The sequence below is a fragment of the Streptomyces sp. NPDC059443 genome, assembly GCF_042750105.1.
In the GTDB taxonomy this organism is placed as follows: Bacteria; Actinomycetota; Actinomycetes; order Streptomycetales; family Streptomycetaceae; genus Streptomyces.
Map to the genome: position 1 here is coordinate 43833 of NZ_JBHYVM010000024.1, position 25956 is coordinate 69788.

25 protein-coding genes and 1 pseudogene are annotated in these 25956 nt (G+C 71.3%); 11 read left to right on the plus strand and 15 right to left on the minus strand.

Annotated elements, in window-relative coordinates:
- Window positions 1–110: 110 nt before the first annotated feature.
- Window positions 111–1493: a glycine--tRNA ligase gene (locus ACFXDJ_RS22820; protein ID WP_384654151.1), complete on the minus strand. Its 1383-nt coding sequence runs from the start codon at window positions 1491–1493 to the stop codon at window positions 111–113.
- A 156-nt stretch (window positions 1494–1649) separates the two neighbouring features.
- Between ACFXDJ_RS22820 and ACFXDJ_RS22825 the strand changes: the two genes are divergently transcribed.
- Genes ACFXDJ_RS22825 through ACFXDJ_RS22840 form a run of 4 tightly spaced genes read left to right on the plus strand, consistent with a single transcriptional unit; the run spans window position 1650 to window position 4793 of the window.
- Window positions 1650–2615 carry a metal ABC transporter substrate-binding protein gene (locus ACFXDJ_RS22825; protein WP_384654149.1) on the plus strand — a complete coding sequence of 322 codons (966 nt, stop codon included), beginning with the start codon at window positions 1650–1652 and terminating at the stop codon, window positions 2613–2615.
- A gap of 32 nt (window positions 2616–2647) precedes the next feature.
- Window positions 2648–3439 carry a metal ABC transporter ATP-binding protein gene (locus tag ACFXDJ_RS22830; RefSeq protein ID WP_384654147.1) on the plus strand — a complete coding sequence of 264 codons (792 nt, stop codon included), beginning with the start codon at window positions 2648–2650 and terminating at the stop codon, window positions 3437–3439.
- Window positions 3439–4305, plus strand: coding sequence for a metal ABC transporter permease (locus tag ACFXDJ_RS22835; RefSeq protein WP_384654145.1), 867 nt, complete (start codon window positions 3439–3441; stop codon window positions 4303–4305). The genes ACFXDJ_RS22830 and ACFXDJ_RS22835 overlap by 1 nt, the downstream gene beginning before the upstream one ends.
- Before the next feature lie 59 nt (window positions 4306–4364).
- Window positions 4365–4793 (plus strand): Fur family transcriptional regulator, encoded by a 429-nt coding sequence (locus ACFXDJ_RS22840; RefSeq protein WP_384654143.1) that lies wholly within the window; start codon window positions 4365–4367, stop codon window positions 4791–4793.
- 19 nt (window positions 4794–4812) lie between these two features.
- Here the strand turns inward: ACFXDJ_RS22840 and ACFXDJ_RS22845 are convergent, their stop codons facing one another.
- From ACFXDJ_RS22845 to ACFXDJ_RS22875, 7 genes are all read right to left on the minus strand, one after another.
- Window positions 4813–5343, minus strand: coding sequence for a hypothetical protein (locus ACFXDJ_RS22845; RefSeq protein ID WP_384654141.1), 531 nt, complete (start codon window positions 5341–5343; stop codon window positions 4813–4815).
- Window positions 5344–5354: 11 nt separating this feature from the next.
- Complete coding sequence (locus ACFXDJ_RS22850; protein WP_384654139.1) at window positions 5355–5873, minus strand: YcxB family protein; 519 nt, start codon at window positions 5871–5873, stop codon at window positions 5355–5357.
- A gap of 60 nt (window positions 5874–5933) precedes the next feature.
- The gene (locus ACFXDJ_RS22855; RefSeq protein WP_384654137.1) at window positions 5934–6503 is read right to left on the minus strand and encodes a YcxB family protein; all 570 of its coding nucleotides are present in this window, start codon (window positions 6501–6503) and stop codon (window positions 5934–5936) included.
- Window positions 6504–6526: 23 nt separating this feature from the next.
- Window positions 6527–7348, minus strand: a complete 822-nt coding sequence (locus ACFXDJ_RS22860; RefSeq protein WP_384654135.1) for an isoprenyl transferase — start codon at window positions 7346–7348, stop codon at window positions 6527–6529.
- Between the two features lie 11 nt (window positions 7349–7359).
- Entirely contained in the window at window positions 7360–8106 is a 747-nt protein-coding gene (recO, locus tag ACFXDJ_RS22865) for a DNA repair protein RecO (protein ID WP_384654133.1), read from the minus strand.
- A 102-nt stretch (window positions 8107–8208) separates the two neighbouring features.
- Window positions 8209–9693 (minus strand): nucleobase:cation symporter-2 family protein, encoded by a 1485-nt coding sequence (locus tag ACFXDJ_RS22870; protein ID WP_384654132.1) that lies wholly within the window; start codon window positions 9691–9693, stop codon window positions 8209–8211.
- 591 nt (window positions 9694–10284) lie between these two features.
- Complete coding sequence (locus ACFXDJ_RS22875) at window positions 10285–10968, minus strand: TetR family transcriptional regulator (RefSeq protein ID WP_384654130.1); 684 nt, start codon at window positions 10966–10968, stop codon at window positions 10285–10287.
- 64 nt (window positions 10969–11032) lie between these two features.
- Between ACFXDJ_RS22875 and ACFXDJ_RS22880 the strand changes: the two genes are divergently transcribed.
- Entirely contained in the window at window positions 11033–11929 is an 897-nt protein-coding gene (locus ACFXDJ_RS22880) for an alpha/beta fold hydrolase (RefSeq protein ID WP_384654128.1), read from the plus strand.
- A gap of 70 nt (window positions 11930–11999) precedes the next feature.
- On the opposite strand, the gene ACFXDJ_RS22885 is transcribed toward ACFXDJ_RS22880, so the two are convergent.
- Together ACFXDJ_RS22885 and leuA are read right to left on the minus strand one after the other, a co-directional pair.
- Window positions 12000–12695 carry a TerB family tellurite resistance protein gene (locus ACFXDJ_RS22885; RefSeq protein ID WP_384654126.1) on the minus strand — a complete coding sequence of 232 codons (696 nt, stop codon included), beginning with the start codon at window positions 12693–12695 and terminating at the stop codon, window positions 12000–12002.
- A 242-nt stretch (window positions 12696–12937) separates the two neighbouring features.
- A complete protein-coding gene (gene leuA, locus ACFXDJ_RS22890) occupies window positions 12938–14701 on the minus strand; it encodes a 2-isopropylmalate synthase (protein ID WP_384654125.1) in 1764 nt (587 codons plus the stop codon).
- A gap of 382 nt (window positions 14702–15083) precedes the next feature.
- Between leuA and ACFXDJ_RS22895 the strand changes: the two genes are divergently transcribed.
- From ACFXDJ_RS22895 to ACFXDJ_RS22915, 5 genes are all read left to right on the plus strand, one after another.
- Window positions 15084–16346, plus strand: a complete 1263-nt coding sequence (locus ACFXDJ_RS22895) for an RNA-guided endonuclease InsQ/TnpB family protein (RefSeq protein WP_384654124.1) — start codon at window positions 15084–15086, stop codon at window positions 16344–16346.
- A gap of 52 nt (window positions 16347–16398) precedes the next feature.
- Window positions 16399–17454, plus strand: a complete 1056-nt coding sequence (locus ACFXDJ_RS22900; RefSeq protein WP_384654123.1) for a M4 family metallopeptidase — start codon at window positions 16399–16401, stop codon at window positions 17452–17454.
- Window positions 17455–17464: 10 nt separating this feature from the next.
- Entirely contained in the window at window positions 17465–17734 is a 270-nt protein-coding gene (locus tag ACFXDJ_RS22905) for a protealysin inhibitor emfourin (protein ID WP_384654121.1), read from the plus strand.
- 78 nt (window positions 17735–17812) lie between these two features.
- Window positions 17813–18637 (plus strand): GNAT family N-acetyltransferase, encoded by an 825-nt coding sequence (locus ACFXDJ_RS22910; RefSeq protein ID WP_384654120.1) that lies wholly within the window; start codon window positions 17813–17815, stop codon window positions 18635–18637.
- A 134-nt stretch (window positions 18638–18771) separates the two neighbouring features.
- Window positions 18772–19428, plus strand: coding sequence for a class I SAM-dependent methyltransferase (locus ACFXDJ_RS22915; protein ID WP_384654119.1), 657 nt, complete (start codon window positions 18772–18774; stop codon window positions 19426–19428).
- Window positions 19429–19460: 32 nt separating this feature from the next.
- On the opposite strand, the gene era is transcribed toward ACFXDJ_RS22915, so the two are convergent.
- The 4 genes and pseudogenes from era to ACFXDJ_RS22935 form a co-directional block, all read right to left on the minus strand.
- The gene (gene era, locus ACFXDJ_RS22920; RefSeq protein WP_374213701.1) at window positions 19461–20411 is read right to left on the minus strand and encodes a GTPase Era; all 951 of its coding nucleotides are present in this window, start codon (window positions 20409–20411) and stop codon (window positions 19461–19463) included.
- Window positions 20412–20915: 504 nt separating this feature from the next.
- Window positions 20916–21368: pseudogene (locus ACFXDJ_RS22925) on the minus strand (WxL protein peptidoglycan domain-containing protein); the annotation flags it as partial.
- The gene (locus tag ACFXDJ_RS22930; protein WP_384654117.1) at window positions 21365–22825 is read right to left on the minus strand and encodes a beta-xylosidase; all 1461 of its coding nucleotides are present in this window, start codon (window positions 22823–22825) and stop codon (window positions 21365–21367) included. The pseudogene ACFXDJ_RS22925 and the gene ACFXDJ_RS22930, both read right to left, overlap by 4 nt.
- A 107-nt stretch (window positions 22826–22932) precedes the next feature.
- The gene (locus ACFXDJ_RS22935; protein ID WP_384850140.1) at window positions 22933–24000 is read right to left on the minus strand and encodes a GlxA family transcriptional regulator; all 1068 of its coding nucleotides are present in this window, start codon (window positions 23998–24000) and stop codon (window positions 22933–22935) included.
- Between the two features lie 70 nt (window positions 24001–24070).
- Here ACFXDJ_RS22935 and ACFXDJ_RS22940 point away from each other — a divergent pair, with 70 nt between their 5' ends.
- The gene (locus tag ACFXDJ_RS22940; RefSeq protein WP_384654113.1) at window positions 24071–25405 is read left to right on the plus strand and encodes an MFS transporter; all 1335 of its coding nucleotides are present in this window, start codon (window positions 24071–24073) and stop codon (window positions 25403–25405) included.
- A 92-nt stretch (window positions 25406–25497) separates the two neighbouring features.
- Here ACFXDJ_RS22940 and ACFXDJ_RS22945 read toward each other — a convergent pair whose 3' ends face one another.
- Complete coding sequence (locus tag ACFXDJ_RS22945; protein ID WP_384654111.1) at window positions 25498–25854, minus strand: cytidine deaminase; 357 nt, start codon at window positions 25852–25854, stop codon at window positions 25498–25500.
- Window positions 25855–25956 lie beyond the last annotated feature (102 nt).

Genomic DNA, 25956 nt, shown 5'->3' on the forward strand with positions numbered 1-25956 from the left:
AGCCCCCCCCCCGCGCCCGCGGCGCGCCCCCGCCCCCCCCCGCCCCCCCCCCCCCGGGGGCCGGGGGGGCGCCCCCCCCCCCCCGCCCCACTGCCGTTCTCGCGGCGAACCTAGCAGCCGAGCAGACGGCTGCCGAGGTAGCTCTGGATCTGGTCCAGGGAGACGCGCTCCTGCTTCATGGTGTCGCGCTCGCGCACGGTCACCGCGTTGTCGTCCAGGGTGTCGAAGTCGACGGTCACGCAGAACGGCGTACCGATCTCGTCCTGGCGGCGGTAGCGGCGGCCGATGGCGCCCGCGTCGTCGAACTCGATGTTCCAGAACTTGCGCAGGTCGGCGGCGAGGCCCTTGGCCTTCGGCGACAACTGCGCGTTGCGCGACAGCGGCAGCACGGCGACCTTGACCGGGGCCAGGCGCGGGTCGAAGCGCATCACGGTGCGCTTCTCCATGACGCCCTTGGCGTTCGGGGCCTCGTCCTCGTTGAACGCGTCGAGCATGAAGGCGAGCATCGCGCGGTTCACACCGGCGGCCGGCTCGATGACGTACGGGGTGTACTTCTCCTTGGTCTCCTGGTCGAAGTACACGAGCTCCTGGCCGGAGGCCGCGGAGTGGGCCTTGAGGTCGAAGTCGGTGCGGTTGGCCACGCCTTCGAGCTCGGAGAACTCATTGCCACCGAAGTTGAAGCGGTACTCGATGTCGGCGGTGCGCTTCGAGTAGTGGGACAGCTTCTCCTTCGGGTGGTCGTACCAGCGGATGTTCTCCTCGCGGATGCCGAGGTCGCGGTACCAGTTCCACCGCTCCTGCATCCAGTACTCCTGCCACTGCTCGTCCTCGCCCGGCTTGACGAAGAACTCCATCTCCATCTGCTCGAACTCGCGGGTGCGGAAGATGAAGTTGCCGGGGGTGATCTCGTTGCGGAAGGACTTGCCCATCTGCGCGATGCCGAACGGGGGCTTCTTGCGCGAGGTGGTCATGACGTGGGCGAAGTTGGTGAAGATGCCCTGGGCGGTCTCGGGGCGCAGGTACGCCTTGGAGCCGGTGTCCTGGGTCGGGCCGAGGTGGGTCTCCAGCATGCCGGAGAACTGCTTGGGCTCGGTGAACTGGCCCTTCACACCGCAGTTGGGGCAGTTGATGTCGGCCAGGCCATTGGCGGGCACGCGGCCGTGCTTGGCCTCGTACGCCTCTTCCAGGTGGTCCGCGCGGTGGCGCTTGTGACAGGAGGTGCACTCCGTCAGCGGGTCCGAGAAGGTCGCGACGTGGCCGGAGGCCACCCAGACCTCGGGGGCCAGGATCACGGACGAGTCGAGGCCGACGATGTCCTCACGCCCGGTGACCATCGCCTTCCACCACTGGCGCTTGATGTTCTCCTTGAGCTCGACGCCGAGCGGGCCGTAGTCCCAGGCGGCCTTGGAGCCGCCGTAGATGTCACTGCAAGGGAAAACGAAGCCACGGCGCTTGCTCAGGCTGACGATGGTTTCGATCTTGTCGGCGGCCACGGTGCTCTCTTCATTTACGAGGACGAACGGCGAAGGCTCCAGGTTACCGGCGCCCGCACCCCCCCTTTCAAATCGGGACCCCCGTCCGCGGGCGCTCCACGTGCCTCTCACCAGGGTTTTTGACAATCGTTTCCATCTTTGATGAAAATGGATGTCATGAACGTACGACGCCTCATACCCACCGCCGCCCTCGCCGGAGCCGTTGCCCTCGCCGCCACGGCCCTCACCGCCTGCTCGGGCGCTGCCGGAGCCACCGGCGGCAAGGACGGCAAGCTCGACGTGATGGCGTCGTTCTACCCGATGCAGTTCCTCGCCGAGCAGATCGGCAAGGACCACGTGAAGGTCGACACCCTGACCAAGCCCGGGGTCGAACCGCACGACCTGGAGATCACCCCGAAGCAGACCGCGCAGCTCGGCGAGGCCGATGTGGTCCTCTACCTCAAGACGCTGCAGCCCGCCGTGGACAAGGCCGTCGCCCAGTCCGGCGTGAAGAACATCGTCGACGCCGCCACCCTCACCAAGCTGGAGGTGCACGGCAACTCCGGCCACGACCACGCCGCCGAAGAGGGCGACGGCCACGACCACAGCCACGGCGAGGCCGGCGAGGACCCCCACGTCTGGCTCGACCCGGTCAAGTACGCGGAGATCGCCAAGGGCGTCGGCGCGGCCCTGGAGAAGTCCGACCCCGACCACGCGGCGGACTACAAGAAGAACACCGACGAGCTGGTCGCCAAGCTGGGCGCGCTCGACACCGAGTTCAAGGACGGCCTGAAGAACACGGCCTCCAAGACCTTCATCACCACCCACTCCGCCTTCGGCTACCTCTCCGAGCGCTACGGCCTCGACCAGGAGGGCATCTCCGGCGTGGACCCCGAGTCCGAGCCGAGCCCGGCCCGGATGAAGGAACTGCAGGCCATCGCGGCGAAGGACAATGTCTCGACGGTGTTCTTCGAGACCCTGGCCAGCGACAAGACGGCCAAGACCCTCGCCGCGGACACCGGCCTGAAGACCGACGTCCTGGACCCGCTCGAAGGAATCACCGGCAAGTCCCAGGGCGCTGACTACTTCGAGGTCATGCGGTCCAACCTGAAGAACCTGCAGAAGGCGCTCGGCAACAAGTAATGGCAGCAGTAGCAGCAACGGAGGCGCGAGCCATGGAGTCCCAGCCCAAGCAGGCGCTGGACCAGCCCGTCATATCCCTGCGCGGGGCCTCGGCCTCGCTCGGCTCGCGCCCCGTGCTGCGCGGGATCGACCTCGCCGTCCGCCGCGGCGAGGTCGTCGCGCTCCTCGGCGCCAACGGATCCGGCAAGTCCACGGCCGTGCGCGCCGTGGTCGGCCAGGTCCCGCTGACCGCCGGAGAGCTCTCGCTCTTCGGTACGGACTTCAAGCGCTTCCGCGACTGGTCGCGCATCGGGTACGTCCCGCAGCGCACCACCGCCGCCAGCGGGGTCCCGGCCACCGTCCGCGAGGTCGTCTCGGCCGGCCGCCTCGCGCGCACCCGCTTCGGGTTCCTGCGCAAGGCCGACAAGGCCGCCGTGGAGCGCGCGCTGGACCTGGTCGACATGGGCTCCCACGCCGACGCCTCGGTCAACGCCCTCTCCGGCGGGCAGCACCAGCGGGTGCTCATAGCCCGTGCGCTCGCCGTCGAGCCGGAACTCCTGATCATGGACGAGCCGATGGCCGGTGTGGACCTGGCCAACCAGGAGGTCCTGGCGAACGCGCTGCGCACCCAGGTCGCCGCCGGCACCACCGTCCTGCTCGTCCTGCACGAGCTGGGCCCGCTGGAGCCGCTGATCGACCGGGCCGTCGTCCTGCGCGACGGCTGCGTCATGCACGACGGGCCGCCCCCGGAGGCCGTGGGCCAGCACGCCCTGCCCGGCCACGACCACGTACACCCCCACGCGGCGCACGACGCCGAGCCGCTCCGGACGGGACTGCTGAGCTGATGGACCTCCTCAACTACGCCTTCATGCAGCGGGCCCTGATCGCCGCCGCGCTGGTCGGCATCACCGCCCCCGCGATCGGCACGTACCTCGTGCAGCGCCGCCAGGCCGTCATGGGCGACGGCATCGGTCACGTGGCCATGACCGGTGTCGCTCTCGGCTTCCTGCTCAATACCAGCCCGGTCTGGATGGCCACCCTGGTCGCGGTCATCGGCGCGGTCGGCATGGAACTGATCCGCTCCCGCGGCAAGACCAGCGGGGACATCGCGCTCGCCATGCTCTTCTACGGCGGCCTGGCCGGCGGTGTGATGATCATCAACCTGTCTCCGGGTGGCTCCACGGCCAATCTGACCAGCTACCTGTTCGGGTCCATCACCACCGTCTCGGCCGAGGACATCACCGCGGTCGTGATCCTCGCCCTGTTCGTCATCGCCGTCACCCTGGGCCTGCGCCGACAGCTGTTCGCCGTCTGCCAGGACGAGGAGTTCGCCCGGGTCACGGGCCTGCCGGTGCGCTTCTTGAACCTGCTGATGGCGGTCACCGCCGCCGTCACCGTCACCGTCGCGATGCGCATCGTCGGCCTGCTGCTGGTCAGCGCCATGATGGTGATCCCCGTGGCCGCGGCCCAGCGGGTAACCCGCGGATTCACCGCGACCTTGTCGGTCGCCATGGCGATCGGCGTGCTGGTCTCCGTCTCCGGCACGGCGGCCACCTATTACATCGACGCCCCGTCCGGTGGCACCATCGTGCTGCTCGCCATCGCCGTCTTCGTGGTCATGACGGCGGTTTCGGCCCCGCTGGCCCGGCGCCGGGCGAAGGCCGCCCGCGCCGCCGAAGAGGTCTGCACGCGTGACGACGTAAAGGTCTGAAGGCCTCGGGCACCCGTCCGCCTGGCACAATGAGCCCAGGCCGAAACGAGGAGGAACCGGTGGCGACTGCGCCTGGCGAGATGAATACCGCGCCAGTACGAGGACGATCCACCCGGCAGCGGACCGCCGTCGCGGCGGCGCTGGACGAGGTGGACGAGTTCCGCAGCGCCCAGGAACTCCACGACATGCTCAAGCACCGCGGCGACTCCGTGGGCCTGACCACCGTCTACCGCACCCTGCAGTCCCTCGCGGACGCCGGTGAGGTCGACGTGCTGCGCACCAGCGACGGCGAGTCCGTCTACCGCCGCTGCTCCACCGGGGACCACCACCACCACCTGGTGTGCCGCAAGTGCGGCAAGGCGGTCGAGGTGGAGGGCCCGGCGGTGGAGAAGTGGGCGGAGGCCATCGCGGCCGAGCACGGCTACGTGAACGTCGCCCACACCGTGGAGATCTTCGGAACCTGCGCGGACTGCGCGGCGAACGCCTAGACCGCGCAGGTCGCGTGCGCTAGATCCGCTGGAGGTTCTGGTCGAGCAGGGCCCGGAGGCGGTCGATGTCGGCCGGGTCCGCCGCCCCGCGCTTGGGCAGGATGGTCATCGCCGCCGCCCGCTTGGCGACGCTGAGCGTGATGAAGTGATCGGCCGTCTCCGTGTACATCGGCTGCGCGGCCCAGTCGATGCGCGCCTCGGTGTTCTCGGTGCTCAGCCGCAGCCCGGTGGCCGTCACCAGCGCCGTGGTCTCCCCCGCCTTGGCCAGCAGGCCCGCGAAGGCCCGCGCCGTGAGCTGCGGGCCCAGGAGCGTGACCGCGAGCAGCAGCACGCCGCCGCCGAGGAAGCCCAGGGGTCTGCCGATCGGCCCGTGCCCCAGCAGCGCCAGCCCGCCGAAGCAGACCAGCATGACCCCGAAGCAGACCAGCATCAACCGCCGGCGGCGGCCCGCGGGCAGCTTGGCGTCGCGCACCCGGATCGCCTGGGCGACGTCCGCCACGGTGGTCTGGTAGACGAGCCGCAGCTCCCCCCGCTCCCCCTGCATGTCCATGACAGCGGACCTTACAGCGGCGGCGCGTTCCTGGCGACGATCTTTCGCGCGCGGTCCAGGTCCTCGGAGGTCAGGGCGCCGCGCTTGGGCAGGAACCCCAGCAGGTCCGTACCCGGGTGGCGGAAGACGAACAGGCTCCGGGTCTCGGTCCAGCCGGAGACCCGGTCCCAGGCGTACGGGAGCGAGGTGCCGTCGGGCATCCGGTAGGTCAGCCCTCCGTCGGAGAGCGTGCACCGCCACTCCCCGCCCCCGGCCGCCTTCGCCTTCTCCCAACCAGACGCGGACAGGAAGACCGTCAGGCACAGGGCGATGCCGATGAACAGGCCCAGCCCAGCGGCCCCCACCAGTTCCGAGCCGGTGGCACCCGCCCGCTTGGCCCCCACCCCGAACAGGACGAGCGGCACGAGCAGGAAGACCGTCAGATCCCTGCGGCCCTTCTCCGTCTTGCGCGCCCTGACCCGGCCCAGCTCGCGGAAGTCCCCCCGCGCGGCCGTGTAGTACAGCTCGACCGCCTCACCCGTCGTGTTCATGACGGTGAGGGTAGCTCCGGCAGGATCAGCCGGCGGCGGCTCCCCCGGTCCGGGCGCCGCCTAGAGCCTGCGCAGGTTCCGGTCCAGGATCGCGCGCAGCCCGTCGGCGTCGGCCGGGGCCACGATGCCCCGCTTGGGCAGGACCGTGATGGCCACCGCCGACTTGTCGTCGCTGAGCATGACGAACGACCCCGGGGTCTCCACGTACGAGGGCTGCGCGCTCCACCCGATGCGCGCCTCGCTGGCGGCCGTCGTCACCCGGAATCCGGAGTCGTCGACGAGGACCCGGTGCTCCCCGGTCTTCTCCATGTACCTGCCGAACGACCGCGCCAGCAGCCAGGGCGTCAGCCGGGGGACGAACGGGGCGAGTGCCCACAGCACCACCCCTGAGGCGGCGAGGCCCACGGGCCGGGCGCCGACGGCCCCGTCCACCGCCATCGACAGCGCCCCGAACAGCACCAGCAGTGTCCCGAGGACGGGATACATCAAACGCAGGCGCCGCCCCGCGGCCGTCGTGGCGGACCGGGCCCGCAGCGCCTCGGCGAGCTCCGGCCGGGTCGTCTGGTAGACGAGTTCGACGGCCTGGCCGGTCCGCGGTGCCGCTTGGTCCCCGTGCACATTCGTGTCCATGACAGCGGAGCCTACGGCCAGGGTCAGCCGGTGATGCCCTCGCCCTGGTTCGGCACGGCACCGCCGAAGCGGCGGTCGCGCTGGGCGTACTCGTAGCAGGCCTGCCAGAGGTTGCGGCGGTCGAAGTCCGGCCACAGGACGTCCTGGAAGACCATCTCGGCGTACGCGCTCTGCCAGAGCAGGTAGTTGGAGGTGCGCTGCTCGCCGCTGGGGCGCAGGAAGAGGTCCACGTCCGGCATGTCCGGGTAGTACATGTACTTCGCGAAGGTCTTCTCGTTGACCTTCGACGGGTCGAGCCGGCCCGCCGCCACGTCCCGGGCGATCGCCTGCGCCGCGTCCGCGATCTCCGCGCGGCCGCCGTAGTTGACGCAGAAATACAGGGTCATCGCGTCGTTGTCGACGGTCTGCTCCTGCGCGACCTGGAGCTCCTGGACCACCGACTTCCACATCTTCGGCATGCGGCCGGTCCAGCGGATGCGGATGCCGAGCTCGTTCATCTCGTCGCGGCGGCGCCGGATGACATCGCGGTTGAAGTTCATGAGGAAGCGCACCTCGTCGGGCGAGCGCTTCCAGTTCTCCGTCGAGAAGGCGTACAGGGAGAGGTTCTTGACGCCCATCTCCAGGCAGCCCTTGAGCACGTCGAGCACGACGCCCTCGCCCACCTTGTGGCCCTCGGTGCGCGGCAGCCCGCGCTCCTTGGCCCAGCGGCCGTTGCCGTCCATGACGATCGCGACGTGGTTCGGGACCAGCTCGCCGGGGATCTTCGGCGGGCGCTCACCGGACGGGTGCGGCTCGGGAACCTTGTACTCGCGGCGAGAGCGTCCCAGAATCCCGCGTCGTGCCATGTGCCCAGCTCCTATTTCTCGACGTATCGCAGGGAGCGTAGCCCGCGCTCCAGATGCCAGTGCAAGTAGGCGGAGACCAGCCCGCTGCCCTCCCGCACGTGACGCGCCTCGCACGCGTCGGCATGGACCCAGTCGCCCGTCAGCAGGGCGCTGAGCAGGGCGATGGCCTCCGACGAGGGTACGACGCTGCCGGGGACGCGGCAGTCGCCGCATATGACCCCGCCCGCGCCGACGGAGAAGTGCCGGTTGGGGCCGTGCATCCCGCACTTCGCGCAGTCGTCGAAGCTGGGCGCGTAGCCGTTGACGGCGAGGGAGCGCAGCAGGAAGGCGTCGAGGATGAGGTTGGGCGCATGCTCGCCGCGCGAGAGGGTGCGCAGGGCGCCGACGAGCAGCAGGTACTGCTGTACGGCGGGCTCGCCCTCGTGGTCGGTGAACCGCTCGGCGGTCTCCAGCATCGCGGTGCCGGCGGTGTAGCGGGCGTAGTCGGTGACGATGCCGTTGCCGTACGGGGCGATGATCTGGGTCTGGGTGCAGAGCGGCAGGCTGCGGCCGATCAGCTCGTTGCCGCGGGCGAAGAACTGCACGTCGGCGTGGGAGAAAGGTTCCAGCCCGGCGCCGAACTTGGACTTCGTACGCCGGACACCGCGGGCGACGGCCCGGACCCGGCCGTGGCCTCGGGTCAGCAGCGTGATGATGCGGTCCGCCTCACCCAGCTTCTGGGTGCGCAGCACGATGCCGTCGTCGCGGAACAGACTCATGGGCCCATTCTCCCGTACCCCTCTGACAGAACGGCCGCGGGCGGGGAACAGCAGCGTCCCCCGCCGGGCACGAAGCCCTGCGGGGGACACCCCTTGGGAGGATCAGGCGGTCGGTGCGGGGGCGTGCTCGCCCTCACCCGACTGGGCCGGTATGGCTGCCGTGGCCTCGTCGTCGTCCGCGACCACCGGAGCGTCCGCCACCGGGGCGTCGGCCTGCGGGGCGTTGTGCGCGTCGTCCTTGCCCAGACCGTTGAAGATCAGGTTCAGGACGATCGCGGCCGTGGCACCGAGCGTCACACCACTGTTGAGGAGCGAGGAGAGGTCCGCGTTCATGTGGTCCTTGAAGAGGACCGGAACCGTGGCCGGGAGCAGGGCGAAGGCCAGGGAGACGCCCACGACCAGCGCGTTCTTCTCCTCCTTGAGGTCCACCTTGGCCAGGGTCTGGATACCGGCCAGGGCCACCATCGCGAACATCACGGTCGCGGCGCCTCCGAGGACCCCGTGCGGGACGGCGGCGACGATCGCGGCGGCCTTCGGGAGCAGACCGAGGACGATCATGATGACGCCCGCGGAGACCACGACGAACCGGCTCTTGACCTTGGTCATCCGGACCAGGCCGACGTTCTCGGCGAAGGCCACGTACGGGAAGGAGTTGAGGATGCCGCCGAGGGCGGTCGCGGCGCCGTCGGCACGCAGGGCGCGGGCCACCGTCTCGCTGTCGACCTTCTTGCCGACGATGTCGCCGACGGCGTAGGTGTCACCGGTCGTCTCGACCATGGTGATCAGCATGACGATGAGCATCAGGACGATCGGGAACCACTCGAACTTCGGGGCACCGTAGTGGAACGGGGTGCTGATGCCGATCCAGTCCGACTTGCTCACGTCGCCGAACTTGGCGTCGCCGAGCAGGAACGCGACCGCCGTGCCGCCGACCAGGCCGAGCAGGATGGCGATGCTGGAGAGGAAGGGGCGGCCGAGCTTCATCAGGACGAGGATGAAGAGCATCGTGCCGCCGGCGTAGGCGAAGTTCTTCGGGTCACCGAAGTCGGGGCTGCCGAGGCCGCCGGCGGCGTCGTTCAGGCCGACGGGGATCAGCACGATGCCGAGGACGGTGATGACCGTACCGGTGACGACAGGCGGGAAGAGCCGCATGACCGTGCCGAAGACCTTGGGGGGCAGCCAGGCGAAGGCGAAGGTGGCAAGACCGGCGGTGATGACCGCGCCGTAGATGACGAGCAGGCCCGCCTCCTTGCCGCCCGCCCCGAGGCCGATGGCGATCATCGGGGACACCGCGGTGAAGGTGACGCCCTGGATCAGGGGCAGCCGGGCACCGACCCGGCCGATGCCCCACGCCTGGATGATCGAGGCGATACCGCAGGTGAAGAGGTCGGCGTTGATCAAGTAGACCAGCTGCTCGGTGGTGAGCCCGAGGGCGCCACCGACGATGATCGGGACGATCACCGCACCGGCGTAGAACGCGAGTACGTGCTGGAACCCGTACAGCGCGAGCTTGGGGAGGGGGAGCACCTCGTCGACCGGGTGCGTGCTGGGCTCTCCGCTGGAAAGCCGGGCGGCGACACGTGCCATCTCTGCCTTGCCCTTCAAAAGGTAGGTAACGAGAGGAATCTGGTTATCCCTTGACGAAGTAGGTCGTTATCCCGTTGATCCGTCAGGGTTGTCAGTGCGTTCACGTGAATCGAAGCTCCGCTGTGTTATCCGCGGCGTCTCGTCGTGTGACCGGAATTGAACGCCTGTGGGGCCGCTCACAGATATCGTCGACTTCCACAAAGTGTTGACGTACTGGAGTCTTCGATCTGGAGGTTTCTCCAGTGGCGCACGTCCTCGGGGTCCGCTATGGGCGGTGTCGCACGGAACTGGCCGTTCCCCCTGCACGAACGCGAAGGCTCTACGGAGTGACGTGCGGGTTAAGGCTTCGCAGTCGTTCGTCCGCGCAAACCAGAAGCTGTCCGTCCGGCTGTCCATTTGGCGGAAACACCCACCACGGATGGAACGGCTCCGCGGTTCAAACGGCGCACGAGAAGCGTGAATACGGGCGCGTAGCGCCGGATCGTTACCTCTCCACGGGCCGGTTTCACCCGTCTCGGGACCCTCAGCCGGCCTCCCGTCCGAGGGGCGAGACGGGGAAGGTGCCTCCCGAGGCCCGCTGACGTGGCCAGGTCAGAGGCCGGGAGCGGCCAGCGCGGCCGAGACGATCGCCGCCGCCGCCGCCGCCGCGGCCAATACCGGCTCCGGGCTGCGGTGGGCGCGGCCCAGCATGAAGGCGCCCTCCAGCAGCGCGATCACCGACTGCGCCGTCTCGCGCGGGGCGGCGGTGATCCCGTGGGCGGCGTAGTAGCCGGCCAGCGCGTCGACCCAGGAGGTGAAGATCTCCGAGGTGGCCAGGCGCAGCCCCTCGTGGGTGCTCGCCACCTCCAGCGCGACCGTGGCGACGGGACAGGGATCGGCGAAGTCCAGCGCCTCCAGCGTCGCGGCCGCGCCGGTGAAGGCCTCCCGGGTCGCCCGGACGGGATCGGCCGCGCGATCGGCGGCGGGGACGCCTCCGGGAGCATCCCCGGGGCCGTCGCCTGGATCCCCTCCGGGATCGCCTCCGGTATCGCCTCCGGGGCCGTCCCCGAGCCCGAAGAGGTCCCCGATCAGGGCCAGGTAGACCGCTCCGGAGCTGCGCAGGACCTCCTCCCCCAGCTGCGCCTTGCCTCCCGGGAAGAAGTGGTAGGCGGACCCGTAGGGGGCCCGGGCCGTGGCCACGATCTGCTTCATCCCCGTGGCCGCGTACCCCTGGCGGCGGAACAGCTCCGTCGCCGCGCTCAGGATGCGCGCTCGCGTATCGCCTGTCGTAGTCATCGGGACTACCCTCTCACTAGATCGGTCTATCTAGTGATGCACAGATCCACCGAGGGGGACCCACATGCCCACCATCGCGCTCAGCTCCGGCACCATCGACTACACCGACACCGACACCGACGCCGGCACCGCCCCTGTAGCCGCCCCCGGCGGCCCGGCCCGCGAGACGCTCGTCCTGGTCCCCGGCCTCGCCTTCGACGAATCCGTCTGGCAGCCCGTGGTCGACCGCCTGCGCACCGACTTCCGCGTCCTCGTCCCCGTGCTCCCCATCGGCGGCCACCGCCGCCCCATGAACCCCGGCGCCGACCTCTCCGCCCACGGGGTCGCCGCCCTGCTCGCCGAGTTCCTCGACCGCCTCGACCTGCGCGAAGTCACGCTCGTCCAGAACGACGCAGGCATCGCCCAGCTCCTCGTGGGCGTCCGCGACGAACGGATCGCCCGCCTCGTCCTCACCTCCTGCGAAGCCCTCGACAACTACCCGCCGGGCTTCCAGGGCAAGGCCCTGCACACCGCGAGCAGGATCCCCGGCGCGCTCCGCCTGCTCCTGCTGAGCTTCCGCTCGCCCTTCCTCGCCGGGATGCGGACCTCCCTGGGCGGCATGGCCAAACGGCCGATCCCGCACGAGCTGGTCCTGCGCTGGTACGGCCCGCTGCTCGGCGACCCGGCGATCCGGCGCGATCTCACCGCGTTCCTGCGCGGCACCCGCAAGGACACCTACCTCCGGGCCGCCGAGCGGCTGCGCACCTTCGACCGCCCCGCCCTCGTCGCCTGGGGCGCGGAGGACCTGATGATGCCGCCCGCGACCGGGCGCCGGCTCGCCGCACTCCTGCCGCGGGGCGAGTACGTGGAGATCCCGGACGCCCGCACCCTGATCCCGTTCGACAACCCGGAAGCCCTGTGCGAGGCCCTGCGCCGCTTCATCGCGGCCCACCCCGCCCCGGCGGCGCGCGGGACCGCCTGAACGCACGCGGGGCCCGCGCGGGACCCCGTACGGGATCGCGCGCGGGCCCCGGGTCGGTCGGGAGGTGAAGCTAGGGCGCCCGGACCGCCGACAGCAGCCGCGCCACCTCGTCCGCGTCGATGCGCAGCGCCGCGCCCACCGTGGCCAGTACCTCGCGCTCCGCGGGGATGTACGGGCCGTCCGCCAGGGCCACGCGCGCCCCTTGCAGCAGAATCGATTCGCGCCCCGGAGCCGCGAGATGCGGAGCGAGCGGCTCCAGCGCCTCGTGGAGCTCGATCGACAGCGCGGCCCCGCAGCAGTCGGGGCCGTCGTAGAGCCCGAGCCGCCCCTCGTCGGTGGCCAGCGCCTCCACCAGGGACTCCAGCTGCTCCTCGGTGCAGTCCTGGAACCCGGCGGACCGTACGGCGCCCACGGCGGCCTCCAGCGCACTGCGCGAGACGGTGCCGCCCGCGGCCAGCACGGCCAGCGTCACCGTGTGCACGGCGTCGCGCAGCAGCGCGGAGAAGCGGGTGGTGGTGAGGTGGTCCAGGATGTCGGTGGAGAAGCGCTCGCGGCAGCCCTGGCACTCGATGACGGGCCCGGCGTGCCCGCGCGGCAGCAGCGGCACCCCGAGGACGGTGAACCGGCGGCGCCCGGTGCGCCGGCGGTAGTTGCGGTCCCCACCGCAGTCGGGGCAGAAGAACTCCCCGTCCCCCACGGTGTTCCAGGTGGTGCGGATGCCCCAGGCCGTCAGCTTCCGGCCGTCCCCACCCCGAACTGGCAGCACGTCGCACCTCCGTAACCTTCCGGCAACATCGCCGGGTTGGCGTGATGTTAGCCACATCGATGAGGATGCGTCAGCTGTGTGACAAGACAACATCCGCCGCCCCCCGTACTTGGCCGATCCGCGCCCCCTGCAAATCCCCGCCGATTCCCCGCCGAACCCCCTGGCCGAGCGGGTGCGAAAACGACGGAACCCCGCCCTCCGGAAGGAGGAACGGGGTTCCGGATCGCACGTACGGACGAGGATCAGCGGCCCGCGCGGTTGACGGCGGAGATGACCGCCTTCAGGGAGGCGCGGGTGGTGTTGGCGTCGATGCCGATGCCCCACAGGACGCGGCCGTCGATCGCGCACTCGATGTACGAGGCGGCCACGGCGGAGGCGCCCTCGCTCATCGTGTGCTCGGTGTAGTCCAGCAGGCGGGCGTCGACCCCGATGCCGGCCAGCGCGTCGAAGAAGGCCGAGATCGGGCCGTTGCCGGTGCCGTCCAGCACGGTCTCCACGCCGTCCACGACCGCCTCGACGGTCAGCGTGTCGGTGCCGTCCTTGTCGGTGGTGGTCTGGCCGGAGCGCAGCTGGATGCGGCCCCACGGGTTCTCCGGGTTGGGCAGGTACTCGTCCGAGAAGACGTCCCAGATCGCCTTCGGCGTGACCTCGCCGCCCTCGGCGTCGGTCTTGGCCTGGATGATCCGCGAGAACTCGATCTGCATGCGGCGCGGCAGGTCCAGCTTGTGGTCGTTCTTCAGGACGTAGGCGATGCCGCCCTTGCCGGACTGCGAGTTGACCCGGATGACCGCCTCGTAGGAGCGGCCGACGTCCTTCGGGTCGATCGGCAGGTACGGGACGGCCCACTCGATGTCGTCGACGGTCTTGCCCTGGGCGGCCGCGTCGGCCTCCATGGCGTCGAAGCCCTTCTTGATGGCGTCCTGGTGGGAGCCGGAGAAGGCGGTGTAGACGAGGTCGCCCGCGTAGGGGTGGCGCGGGTGGACCTCCATCTGGTTGCAGTACTCGCTGGTGCGACGGATCTCGTCGATCTGCGAGAAGTCGATCTGCGGGTCGATGCCCTGCGAGAACAGGTTCATGCCCAGGGTGATCAGGTCCACGTTGCCGGTGCGCTCACCCTGGCCGAACAGGCAGCCTTCGATGCGGTCGGCGCCGGCCATCAGGGCCAGCTCGGCGGCGGCCACGGCGGTGCCCCGGTCGTTGTGCGGGTGCACGGAGATGCAGATGTGCTCGCGGCGGGTCAGGTTGCGGGCCATCCACTCGAAGCGGTCCGCGTGGGTGGAGGGCGTGGAGCGCTCCACCGTGGCGGGCAGGTTCAGGATGATCTCGCGGCCCTCGGCCGGCTGCCACACGTCACATACGGCCTCGCAGACCTCCAGGGCGAAGTCCAGCTCGGTGTCGGTGAAGATCTCCGGGCTGTACTGGTAGCCGAAGACGGTCTCGGAGCCCAGCAGCTTGTCGGCGTACTCCATGACCAGGCGGGTGCCGTCGACGGCGATCTGCTTGATCTGCTCCTTGGAGCCGCGGAAGACGACCCGGCGGAAGGTCGGGGCGGTCGCGTTGTACAGGTGCACGGTGGCGCGCTTGGCGCCGACCAGCGATTCCACGGTCCGCTCGATCAGGTCCTCGCGGGCCTGGGTCAGTACGGAGATGGTGACGTCGTCCGGGATCGCGCCCTCTTCGATGATGGAGCGCACGAAGTTGAAGTCGGTCTCGCCGGAGGACGGGAAGCCGACCTCGATCTCCTTGTAGCCCATGCGCACCAGCAGGTCGAACATCTCGCGCTTGCGGGCGGGGGTCATCGGGTCGATCAGCGACTGGTTGCCGTCGCGCAGGTCCGTGGACAGCCAGCGGGGCGCCTTGGTGACGCGGGCCTCGGGCCAGGTGCGGTCGGGGATGTCCACCTGCTCGTACGAGCCGTACTTGTGGATCGGCATCCCGGAGGGCTTCTGGGTGTGGGTCGCGTTCGTGATGGGCGTGGGGCGACCGACAAAAGTGTGCTGGCTCATGACGCTGGGCTCCTCGCGTGTCCGCGTGTAGTTCGCTGGGACGGCCGACGACGGTCGTAAAAACCGCAACACCAAACTCCGCGGGGAGGGGGCCGGCCTACGACTACAGACCCTCGCCGCGGCAGCTAAGGAGAAGCAGCCCGAAACGCATGATGGGCCGAGCCTAACCGAGCCGCCCCGTGTGCGGGGGCCTGTTTCAGTATGCAAGACCCGAGGGTCCGTTTTGCACCCTTTGTGAGCTAAGCCTCTTTTAATACACCTGGGTCAGGTCAATCCCTCAACGAGTGCTCGATTCATACGTACGATCGCACCATCACTGACGACGGTGATGCACACGCGATCCCCACTCGCCTGACTGTGCAGGTGGCTACGTTCATCAGCCATGAAGCTGGTGGTGCAGGTCAAGCTCCTACCGACGCCCACACAGGCATCGGCGCTCACAGCGACCCTCCAGGCCTGCAACGAGGCTGCCTCATGGGCGGCCGAGGTCGCATTCAGGCACGAGGCGTACAGGAATTTCGACCTGCGCAAGCGCACCTACGCCGAGGTGAAGGCACGTTGGGGCCTGGGTGCGCAGGCCGCACAGCACGCGATCAAGAAGGCGGCAGACGCCTACACGACCGCGCAGGCGAAACTGCGGGCCAGAAGGCTCCGCGGGCCGATTTCGAGACGCCGCCGCCCGGCTGGAAGCAAGCCACCGTCCTTCCGATCAGACGCAGCCCAGCCGTACGACGACCGCATGCTGTCCTGGCAGGTCGAAGCACGCACGATCTCGATCTGGACGACCAGTGGGCGCCTCAAGGCCGTGGGCATCACAGCCGGAGCCGAACAACTCGCCATGCTGGCCGCCCACCGCCAAGGCGAGTCGGACCTGTTGCAGCGGGACGGGGCCTGGTTCCTGCTCGCGACATGCGAAGTGCCCGAGGCAGAGCTGAACACCGACCCGGTGGACTTTCTGGGCGTAGACCTGGGGATCGTCAACATCGCCACCACCTCGGACGGCGAGATCATGGCCGGACGAAGGCTCAATCACCTGCGCGGGCAGGATCTCAAGCTGCGCGCCAAGCTGCAGCGCAAGGGCACCAAGTCCGCCAGGCGGCGGATCCAGCGCAGGCGCCGCAAGGAGGCCCGGCGTACCCGGGACATCAACCACAAGATCGCCAAACGCATCGTGGCCGAGGCTGCACGCACCGGGCGCGGAATCGGTCTGGAAGTACTGACCGGGATCCGTGAACGGGTACGGCTGAGGAAGCCCCAACGGGCCATGGTGCACAGCTGGGCCTTCGCGCAGCTCGGCGAGTTCCTCGCGTACAAGGCCCGTCGGGCGGGCGTGCCGGTGGTGTACGTCGATCCGGCGTACACCTCCCGCACTTGCTCGCGGTGCGGCCACGTCGACAAGGCGAACCGGGCCTCGCAGGCCCGCTTCGCGTGCAGGTCCTGCGGATTCGTTGATCACGCAGACCGCAACGGCTCCCGCAACATCCGCGCACGTGCGCTGGCGTTGTGGCGAAGCGGGGCCCCGTCACCGGCCCCAGCCGTCCCGCACCAGCGAGACGGCCGGACGCGGGCGGCGCACCACAGCCAGTGCTGCGCCGTAACGCAAGTCTCGTCGCCCCCGCGACGGGCATGTGACACAAGCGAATGAATCATGGTTGCACCTAGTGACAATTGACTAACCCACTGCCACATTGCCGGGCATGGATGCCTTCCACAGCCACCGTCACTCCGTCTTCTGCACCGTGGTGCCGCCGCACCTCCTCGACAGGATCGCCCGGTCCGGGGATCCCGCCCGCGCGGCAGCCGCCCGGCGGACCCTCGAACTCGACGCCTCGAACCGCGTCCGGCGTCAGCTGTCCGTCCTGCCGCCGGCCGGGGACGGGCCTTCCGAAACCCCCCGGCGGACCATCTACGACGCCCAGCACCACACCCGGCTGCCGGGCAAGAAGATCCGCGGCGAGGGCGAGGACGCGAGCAAGGACGTCAGCGTCAACCGCGCCTACGCCGGGCTCGGCGCCACCTTCGAGCTGTACCTGAAGGCCTACGGGCGCCACTCGATCGACGACGCCGGCCTGCCGCTGAACGCCACCGTCCATTACGACCGGCTGTACAACAACGCCTTCTGGGACGGCAGCCAGATGGTGTTCGGCGACGGCGACGGGGACCTGTTCCTCGACTTCACCGTCTCGGTGGACGTCATCGGGCACGAGCTGACCCACGGGGTCACCCAGCACACCGCCAACCTCGCCTATCACGACCAGCCGGGCGCGCTCAACGAGTCCATGTCCGACGTCTTCGGCTCCCTCATCAAGCAGTACTCGCTGAACCAGACCGCCGAGGAGGCCGACTGGCTGATCGGCGCCGGGCTGCTCGGCCCGGCCGTGGACAGCGGCATGGCCCTGCGGTCGATGAAGGCGCCCGGGACGGCGTACGAGGACGACGAGCTCGGCAAGGACCCGCAGCCGGCGACCATGGACGGCTACGTCCGCACCTCCCGCGACAACGGCGGCGTGCACATCAACTCCGGCATCCCCAACCACGCCTTCTACATCGCGGCGACCGAGCTCGGCGGCAAGGCCTGGGAGCGGACCGGCCAGATCTGGTACGACACCCTGACCGGCGGGGCGCTGGCGTCGGACGCCGGATTCGCCGACTTCGCCCGCCTGACGGTGGCCGCCGCCGTGGCCCGGTACGGGGAAGGCGGCGCGGAACACCAGGCGCTGCAGAAGGCGTGGTCCGCGGTCGGCCTGGGGTAGAAAGCCCCTCATGCGGATTCAGGTGGTGCGGACGGGCGGCTTCGCGGGGATCGAGCGGCGGGCCGAGGTGGACACCTCGGACCTGCCCGACGAGGCCGAGTGGCAGGCCCTGGCCCAGCTGGCTCTGCGGCCCGGTCCGCCGGGCCCTTCGGCGGACCGGATCCGGGACGGGTTCTCGTACCGGATCACGGTGGACGGGCGGACGGTGCTCTGCCATGACCCGAACCTGTCGGACGCGCAGCGGTCGCTGATCTCGCGAGTGCTGAAGGAGGGCGCGTAGCAGTACGGACGGGGCGGGGAGAGGGGCCGGGGCATCAATTGAGGTGCCCCTGATCTGCTGTTTTGCTTGGATGGCCGGATGACTGTGAATTCCGGGGCCCTGCCCGAGCTGGAGCGCTACTACGACACCGCACCGCGGCTGGGCGGGGCGCGGGCCGAGGACTTCGGTCCGCTGACCCTCTTCGTCCAGGAGAGCGACGGCTGGCCGTACTACGCGCGGCCCACGCTCGGCGGCTCGGAGGTCTCGGCGGCCGACGTGGAGCGGGTGCTGGCCCGGCAGCGGGAGCTGGGCGTCCCCGAATCGTTCGAGTGGGTGGCCGAAACCACCCCCTCCCTGCGGGCCGCGGCGGAAGCCGCGGGGCTGCACGTCCACGCGCACCCGCTGATGGTGCTGGACCCGGCCGCCGAGGCCGTACGGCCGCCCGCGGATCCGGACGTACGCGTACGCGTGCTCGGCTCGGCCGACCCGCTGCTCCGGAGTGCGGTGACCGTCCCGATGCTGGCCTTCGCGGCGCCCGGCACGGCGGTCGGCGAGGCCGGCCCGGCGGAGCTCGCGGCGGCGGAGGCGGACCCGGCCTCGGAAGCCCGGCGGGTCCGGGTCTCCGGGATGATCGCGTCGGGCCGCAGCGCCCTGGCGGCCGCCGTGCGCGACGGCGTGGTGCTGGGCTCCGGCCAGTACATCCCGGTCGGCACCGTCACCGAGGTCGTCGGGGTCGGCACCCTCCCGTCGGCCCGCCGCAAGGGCCTCGGCCTCGCGGTGACGGCGGCCCTGGTCACGGACGCCGTGGCCCGCGGAGCCCGCACGGTCTTCCTTTCGGCGGGCGACGAGGACGTGGCCCGCATGTACGGCCGCCTCGGCTTCCGCTGGGTGGGCACGGCCCTGATCGCGGAGCGGCCGCTGTAGCGGAGGCGGGCCGGGCGGGGCCTGACTCGGTTTTGCGGAAACGGCAAAGCTGCTTGGCCGGACGGGCCGCGCGGGCGGAGCATCGGAGGCGCAGGCACCCGTACCGACCGACCGCCCGACCGGAAGAGGACCCCATGCCGAACGAGCACCACCGCTCCCCCGAGCCCGCCGCCTCCCTCGTGGGCGAGGAGTACTGGGACACCCGCTACCGCGAGAGCGAGAAGGTCTGGAGCGGCGATGCCAACGCCGTCCTGGCCCGGGAGGCCGAAGGGCTGGCCCCGGGGCGGGCCCTGGACCTCGGCTGCGGCGAGGGTGGCGACGCCGTGTGGCTCGCCCGGCGGGGCTGGCACGTCACCGGGACGGACATCTCCGGGGTCGCCCTGGAGCGGGCGGCCGTCCACGCCGCCGATGCCGGGGTCGACGACCGCACCGAGTGGGAGCGGCACGACCTCGCGGAGTCCTTCCCGGCCGGGGAGTACGACCTGGTCTCCGCGTGCTTCCTGCACACCTTCGGAGAGTTCCCGCGCGAGCGGATCCTGCGCCGGGCCTCTGCGGCCGTGGCCCCCGGCGGGATCCTGCTCGTGGTCGGCCACGCGGGCTGGGCGTCCTGGCAGGAGGACCGCCCGGAGGTCGATTTCCCGACCGCCGAGGAGGTCGTCGCCCAGCTGGAGCTGGCGGCAGGCGCCTGGGAGGTGCTGCTGGCGGAGGAACACGTACGGGTCCAGAACCGGCCTGACGGCCGGCCCGGGACCCGTACGGACAACGTGGTGAAGGTGCTGCGGCTGCCCTGACCCGAAGGCCAGAAGGCCAGAAGGCCAGAAGGTCAGAATCCGAGCTTGCGGAGCTGCTTCGGGTCGCGCTGCCAGTCCTTGGCGACCTTCACGTGCAGGTCGAGGAAGACCGGAGTGCCGAGCAGCGCCTCGATGTGCTTGCGCGACTTCATCCCGACCTCCTTCAGGCGGGCGCCCTTCGGGCCGATGATGATGCCCTTCTGGCTCGGCCGCTCGATGTAGAGGTTCGCGTGGATGTCCAGCAGCGGGCGGTCCGCCGGGCGGTTCTCCCGGGGGATCATCTCCTCGACGACCACGGCGATGGAGTGCGGGAGCTCGTCCCGCACGCCCTCCAGCGCGGCCTCGCGGATCAGCTCCGCGACCATCACCATCTCGGGCTCGTCGGTGAGGTCGCCCTCCGGGTACAGCGGCGGGCTCTTCGGCAGCATCGGCGCGATCAGGTCCGCCAGCAGCTGGACCTGGGTGTCGCCGACCGCCGAGACGGGGACGATCTCGGCCCACTCGAAGCCCAGCTCCTCGGCGAGCTGGTGGACCGCGATGAGCTGCTCGCCCACCACCTTGGACTCGACGAGGTCGGTCTTGGTGATGATGGCGATCTTGGGGGTCTTCTTGATCCCCGCGAGCTCCTTCACGATGAACTTGTCACCGGGTCCGAGCTTCTGGTCGGCGGGCAGGCAGAAGCCGATCACGTCGACCTCGGACCAGGTCGCGCGCACCACGTCGTTCAGCCGCTCGCCGAGCAGCGTGCGCGGCTTGTGGAGGCCGGGCGTGTCGACCAGGACGAGCTGGGCGTCGGGGCGGTGCACGATGCCGCGGACGGTGTGGCGGGTGGTCTGCGGCCGGTTGGAGGTGATCGCGACCTTGGTACCCACGAGTGCGTTGGTCAGGGTCGACTTCCCCGCGTTGGGGCGGCCGACGAAGCAGGCGAAGCCCGCACGGTGCGGGCTGGTGGTCTCGGGGGAACGATCGCTCATACGGGCCATTCTCCCCGATGCGGCTCCCAGCGCCGACCAGGCCGCCGCCAGGAGCGCGAGAGCGGCCGCGAGGAGGCCGTTCAGAGCGGGATGCACGGCATGGCCGACGGTCGCCCGGGAACTGGTTCCGTCGGCCCCCGCCTCCACCGTGATCCGGGTCCACTCCAGCGCCGGAGGGTCCTCCCAGGGAGCCGTGAGCCGGACCTCCTGACCGGGCAGCAGCTCGGCGGGCAGGCCGGTGAGGGTACGGGAGGGCAGGGTGCGGCCGAGGGCGCCGGAGACGGCGAGGGTCGCGCGGGGGCGGAGCGTGACGTTGCCGAGGTTGCGGAGCGCGTACGAGATCTCCGCGCCGGCGGCGCCCCGGCCGGTGACGCGGAGGTTCTCCACGGCGAGGGCGGGTGCGGTGGGTCCGGCGACCCGGAGGTAGACGCGGGCGGCGACGGCCTGCTGCACCCCGATGCCTTGCACAGCGGTGCTGGCAGCCGGGTCCTCCAGGGCCACGATGGCTCCGGGGTGGTCCCCGGGCTCGGCGCGGTCGGGGACGGTGAGGGTGAAGCCGACGCCGACCGAGGTCCGCGCCGGGACGGTGATCCGCTCCCGTGCGAGCTTCGTCCAGGCGGCGGTGGCGGTGCGCGGCTCGTCGGGGCCGCGCAGCGCGAAGCCGCCGTCGCGGGCGGTGTTGTAGGCGTCGGCGGCGTAGAGGCGGAAGGTGCGGGGCTGATCGGTGCGGTTGGCGATGGTGACGGTGTCGGCGACGGTTCCGCCGGGGGCGGCGGAGAGGTAGAAGTAGGGCCGCTGGCCGAGGGTGTTCGCGGCGGGCAGCACGGACCACTGCCCGTTGTCGGCCGCGGCGGCCGTCCCGGCGGCGGGCGCGAGCAGGAACACGGCGGCGAGCAGGACCAGGGCGGCGGCCGCCCCCAGCCGGTGCCGGTGCGCCGTCTCCGGGGCCGACGCCGGAGCCGTCACGACAGGGTCAGGGTCAGCACCGCGGTGTAGGCGCCCGGCGCGGTGTACGGGGGGACCTGGAGGGCGACCGTCGCGTCGATCGTGAAGGCTCCCCCGACGACCGGGGCGTCCGGCGTCGACGCCAGCACCGCGCCCTCCGGTCCGACCGTGCCCGCACTGCCGGGCGTACAGACGCTCGGGCTTCCGGCGGCCGCCACGCACGAAGGGGTCCAGCTCAGGGAGGCGCCCGGGATGCGGACTCCGCCCGCGCCCGTGAAGTCGGTGACCTTTCCGATCAGCGACCAGCCCGCCGGGCCGCCCCGGGCGTCCTTGACGGTGACGGTGCCGATCCGCCCGGCCGCCGCGCCGCCGTCCCCGTACGGGACCGCGCCCAGGGTCACGGCCTCGCCCTGCTGGGTCATGCCCAGCTCGCCCGGTTCCACGACCGCCGTCACCTTCTGGGTGCCCGGAGCCGCCGGGAGGACGTCGATCACCGTGTACGCCGCCGGCCCGGAGCCCTGTCCCGCCGCCCAGGCCGCGCCCTCGTACGCCACGACGGCCGTGGTCGCCCTGTCCGTGACCGGCAGCTCCGCCAGGACCACGCCCAGCTCGTCCGCCTTCGCCCGCACCCGGTCGGCGGTCTCGGCGACGCCGGCCCGCCCGGCCACGGTGACGGCCGCGCCGGGGACGAAGCCGGTACCGGTGACCTTGACCTTGGCGCCGGGTTTCCCGGAGGCCGCGCCGAGTGCGACGGAGCGCAGGTTGGCCGTCGGGAGCGGGGTCGCGGTGAGCCGCGCGGCGACCGGTGCCCCTGCCGGGACGGGGGCGGGGATCGGGGCGGGAGTCGGTTCCGGGGTCGAGGTCGAGGTCGGAGCCGGAACCGAGGTCTGGGTCGGGTCCGGATTCGGGGCTGGGGCGGGAGTCACGGTGGTGGTAGCGGCGCAGGTCGTGTCGAGGTCCATGAGGTGGCTGGTGTGCAGGGTGTAGCCGCCCGGGGCCAAGGTGATCTCACCGGGCGCGGTGACGGTGAAGGTGCCGGTCATGGTGACGGCGGGCAGCGGATCGCCCGCCTTGACGGGGTCGTTGCGCTTGGCTCCGACGACCGTGACCTCGCCGCTCTGCGCCCCGCCGAGGACGATCCGGCCGGTCGGGGTGAGCACGTCGGCGGGGAGTTCGGCGGTGAGCGGGTTCACGGCGGGGGTCCTGGCCACCTGATAGGTCACCGTGACGATGTCGCCCACGCGCGGCGCCGGGTCGTCCACGGTGATCCGGGCGGTGGTGGGCCCGTCGGCGGGCGGCAGCCCGGCTTCCTGGGGCGGGAGGCAGTGCGTCGGGAACTCCACCTGCCCCGGGGGACCCGCAGCCGGTCCGGCCCCTTCGGCGGCGGCGGGCGGGCTCAGCGCACCTCCGGTCGCGGCCGCCAGCACCGCCATGCCGACGGCCGCCGACCACCCTCTGCTCCGCGCCGATGCCCGCACTGCCCGCCCCCTGGCTTCCCGTACCCCGACAGGGGGCCATTCACGAGCGGGCGGCGGGATAAGTCAATGCACGGACCCGGCATCAACTGATGTCCCATCAGAAGCTGTCAGGATGCATGCACGCCCTCCCCGTTCCGCCCGCCGCTCGCGCCCGCAGCCCCGTCGACGGCCTCCGTCTCCCGGAACGTCCGCCGGTAGGCCGTCGGGCTCACGCCGAGCGCCGCCTGTACGTGCTTGCGCAGCGACTGCGCGGTACCGAACCCGGCCTCCCGCGCCACCTGTTCCATCGGCAGGCCGGTCCGCTCCAGCAGCGTCCGGGCCCGCTCCACCCGCTGCCCGACGATCCATTCGCCGGGGCTGACCCCGGACTCCTCGCGGAACCTGCGCGTGAAGGTCCGTACCGACATGGCCTCCTGCCGGGCCAGGTCGGTCAGCCGCAGCGGCTCGTGCAGCCGGTCCAGCACCCACGCGCGGGCCGCGGTGGTGCTGGCCTGCTGCGGCCCGGGCACCGGCCGCTCGATGAACTGCGCCTGCCCGCCGTCGCGGTGGGGCGGTACGACGGTGCGCCGGGCCACGTCGTTGGCGACGGCCGCGCCGTGGTCGCGGCGCACGATGTACAGGCACAGGTCGATGCCGGCGGCGACTCCGGCGGAGGTCAGCACGTCCCCGTCGTCGGTGTAGAGCACGCCCGGGTCGACCAGCACGGCCGGGAAGGTCCGTTGGAAGTGCTCGGCCCAGGACCAGTGGGTGGTGGCCCGGCGGCCGTCCAGGTACCCCGCGGCGGCCAGCACATAACCACCCGTACAGATGGACACGAGACGGGTACCGGGCCTGATGTGCGCGAGGGCGGCGGCCAGTTCGGGGGTGAGCCGGCCCTCCGCGTGGACCGGCCCCAGCTCGTACGAGGCCGGGACCACCACCGTGTCGGCGGTGGCCAGCAGTTCCGGCCCGTGCCCGACCTGGATCGCGAAGTCGGCGTCCGTGGGCACCGCGCCGGGGGCGAGCCCGCAGGTGAGGATCTCGTACAGCGGCCGCCCGGCCGGATCCTTGGCCCGGCCGAAGATCCGGTGGGGGATGCCGAGCTCGAAGGGCAGCAGCCCGGCGAGGGCGAGTACGACGACACGATGCGGCCGGGGCTGGGACTGGGACTGGGACTGGGACTCCGCAGGATCCATGGCCCGATCGTATCGAAGCATGTCGGTCAGGCCACTGTCGTACGGGGTCACCTGGCCGGAAACTGTCGTCGTGACGACGCAGACAGCACCCTCGACCGCCCCGCCCGCCCCGCCCGCCCCGCCCGCCCCCAAGGCCACCGCTCACCGCATCCACCGCGCCTGGTTCGTCGCGGCCGTCACCTTCGTGACGATCATCGGCGCCGCCGCCTTCGCCTCCCTCCCCGGGCTGCTCATCGAGCCGCTGCACCAGGAGTTCGACTGGTCCCGCGGCACGATCGGCCTCGCCGTCTCCGTGAACCTCGCCCTCTACGGGCTCACCGCGCCGTTCGCGGCCGCCCTGATGGACCGTTTCGGCATCCGCCGGGTCGTGGCCGTCGCGCTGACGGTCATATCCGCCGGCTCGGTGGCCACGGTGTGGATGACCGCCTCCTGGCAGCTGGTCCTGTACTGGGGCGTCCTGGTCGGCCTGGGCAGCGGCTCGATGGCACTGGCCTTCGCCGCGACCGTGACCAACCGCTGGTTCGTCGCCCGGCGCGGCCTGGTCACCGGCATCCTGACCGCCGCCGGCGCCTCCGGTCAGCTGGTCTTCCTGCCGCTGCTGGCCTGGCTGGTGGAACACCACGGCTGGCGCCCGGCGGCGGTCACCGTCTCCCTGGCGGCCCTGGTCGTCGTGCCCTTCGTCTGGCTGCTGCTGCGCGACCACCCCGCGGACATCGGGGCCGCCCCGTACGGGGGCACGTACGCGGCCAAGCCCGCGCCCGTCCCGGGAGCCGCCCGCCGGGCGGTGACCGTGCTGTTCCGGGCGGCCCGGACCGGGCCCTTCTGGCTGCTCGCGGGCACCTTCGCGATCTGCGGAGCCTCGACGAACGGCCTGGTCAAGACCCACTTCGTGCCTTCGGCCCACGACCACGGCATGCCGGTGACGGCGGCGGCGGGACTGCTGGCGGTGATCGGCGTCTTCGACGTGATCGGCACGGTGTTCTCCGGCTGGCTGACGGACCGCTTCGACGCGCGCCGCCTCCTCGTCGTCTACTACGCGCTGCGCGGCATCTCGCTGCTCTTCCTGCCGATGCTGCTGGCCCCGTCCGTACACCCGCCGATGCTGCTCTTCATCGTCTTCTACGGCCTGGACTGGGTCGCGACCGTCCCGCCGACGATCGCCCTGTGCCGCGAGCACTACGGCGAGGACGGCGCCATCGTCTTCGGCTGGGTCCTGGCCTCGCACCAGGTGGGCGCCGCGGTGGTGGCCTTCCTGGGCGGCCTGGCCCGCGACGCCTTCGGCTCGTACGACCTCGTCTGGTACGCCTCGGGCGCGCTGTGCGCGATGGCCGCCCTGATGGCGATGGTCATCCGCCGCCGGCCCGCACCGACGGCCACCCCCGCGGAGGCGGCCGCCACCGTCTGAACCGGCCGCCCCGTCAGCCTGAACCGGCCGCCGTCAGCCTGAACGGCCGGCGTCAGCCTGAACCGGCCGCCGTCAGCCTGAACCGGCCGCCGTCAGCCACCCGCCGGAGTCGTGGACTTCAGGGTGCCGTCCGGGCCCGCCAGCAGGACCGGGGTGTCCGGGCCGCCGAGGTCGCGCACCGCCGCGCGGTCGGCTTCGGCGGGGGCGTCCGCCGCGCTGACGACCACGGCCGCCTCCAGGGACTGGGCTCCGCTGGCCACCGCCATCGCGACGGCCGTCTGGAGCGCGCTCAGCTTCAGGGAGTCCAGCGTCACCGTTCCGGCGACGTACGTACGGCCGGTCTCGTCGCGGACCGCCGCCCCTTCGGGCACCCCGTTGCGGGCCCGGGCGCTGCGCGCCAACGTGATGATCTTGATGTCTTCGGGGTCGATCCCGGTGCTGTCGGTCATGGTCCGAAGCATATGGAGCGGGGGGGGGGGGGGGGGCGCCCCCCCCCCCCCCCCCCCCGCCCCCCCCCCCCCCCCCCCCCCCCCCCCCCCCAGGGGGGGCGG

What these genes read in the sequence shown, in the direction of transcription:
- ACFXDJ_RS22825 (WP_384654149.1), top strand. Translation starts at nt 1,650, where the DNA reads ATGAACGTACGACGCCTCATACCCACCGCCGCCCTCGCCGGAGCCGTT.
- ACFXDJ_RS22830 (WP_384654147.1), top strand. Translation starts at nt 2,648, where the DNA reads ATGGAGTCCCAGCCCAAGCAGGCGCTGGACCAGCCCGTCATATCCCTG.
- ACFXDJ_RS22835 (WP_384654145.1), top strand. Translation starts at nt 3,439, where the DNA reads ATGGACCTCCTCAACTACGCCTTCATGCAGCGGGCCCTGATCGCCGCC.
- ACFXDJ_RS22845 (WP_384654141.1), bottom strand. Translation starts at nt 5,343, where the DNA reads ATGGACATGCAGGGGGAGCGGGGGGAGCTGCGGCTCGTCTACCAGACC.
- ACFXDJ_RS22850 (WP_384654139.1), bottom strand. Translation starts at nt 5,873, where the DNA reads ATGAACACGACGGGTGAGGCGGTCGAGCTGTACTACACGGCCGCGCGG.
- ACFXDJ_RS22855 (WP_384654137.1), bottom strand. Translation starts at nt 6,503, where the DNA reads ATGGACACGAATGTGCACGGGGACCAAGCGGCACCGCGGACCGGCCAG.
- ACFXDJ_RS22860 (WP_384654135.1), bottom strand. Translation starts at nt 7,348, where the DNA reads ATGGCACGACGCGGGATTCTGGGACGCTCTCGCCGCGAGTACAAGGTT.
- recO (WP_384654133.1), bottom strand. Translation starts at nt 8,106, where the DNA reads ATGAGTCTGTTCCGCGACGACGGCATCGTGCTGCGCACCCAGAAGCTG.
- ACFXDJ_RS22870 (WP_384654132.1), bottom strand. Translation starts at nt 9,693, where the DNA reads ATGGCACGTGTCGCCGCCCGGCTTTCCAGCGGAGAGCCCAGCACGCAC.
- ACFXDJ_RS22875 (WP_384654130.1), bottom strand. Translation starts at nt 10,968, where the DNA reads ATGACTACGACAGGCGATACGCGAGCGCGCATCCTGAGCGCGGCGACG.
- ACFXDJ_RS22880 (WP_384654128.1), top strand. Translation starts at nt 11,033, where the DNA reads ATGCCCACCATCGCGCTCAGCTCCGGCACCATCGACTACACCGACACC.
- leuA (WP_384654125.1), bottom strand. Translation starts at nt 14,701, where the DNA reads ATGAGCCAGCACACTTTTGTCGGTCGCCCCACGCCCATCACGAACGCG.
- ACFXDJ_RS22895 (WP_384654124.1), top strand. Translation starts at nt 15,084, where the DNA reads ATGAAGCTGGTGGTGCAGGTCAAGCTCCTACCGACGCCCACACAGGCA.
- ACFXDJ_RS22900 (WP_384654123.1), top strand. Translation starts at nt 16,399, where the DNA reads ATGGATGCCTTCCACAGCCACCGTCACTCCGTCTTCTGCACCGTGGTG.
- ACFXDJ_RS22905 (WP_384654121.1), top strand. Translation starts at nt 17,465, where the DNA reads ATGCGGATTCAGGTGGTGCGGACGGGCGGCTTCGCGGGGATCGAGCGG.
- ACFXDJ_RS22910 (WP_384654120.1), top strand. Translation starts at nt 17,813, where the DNA reads ATGACTGTGAATTCCGGGGCCCTGCCCGAGCTGGAGCGCTACTACGAC.
- ACFXDJ_RS22915 (WP_384654119.1), top strand. Translation starts at nt 18,772, where the DNA reads ATGCCGAACGAGCACCACCGCTCCCCCGAGCCCGCCGCCTCCCTCGTG.
- era (WP_374213701.1), bottom strand. Translation starts at nt 20,411, where the DNA reads ATGGCCCGTATGAGCGATCGTTCCCCCGAGACCACCAGCCCGCACCGT.
- ACFXDJ_RS22935 (WP_384850140.1), bottom strand. Translation starts at nt 24,000, where the DNA reads ATGGATCCTGCGGAGTCCCAGTCCCAGTCCCAGTCCCAGCCCCGGCCG.
- ACFXDJ_RS22945 (WP_384654111.1), bottom strand. Translation starts at nt 25,854, where the DNA reads ATGACCGACAGCACCGGGATCGACCCCGAAGACATCAAGATCATCACG.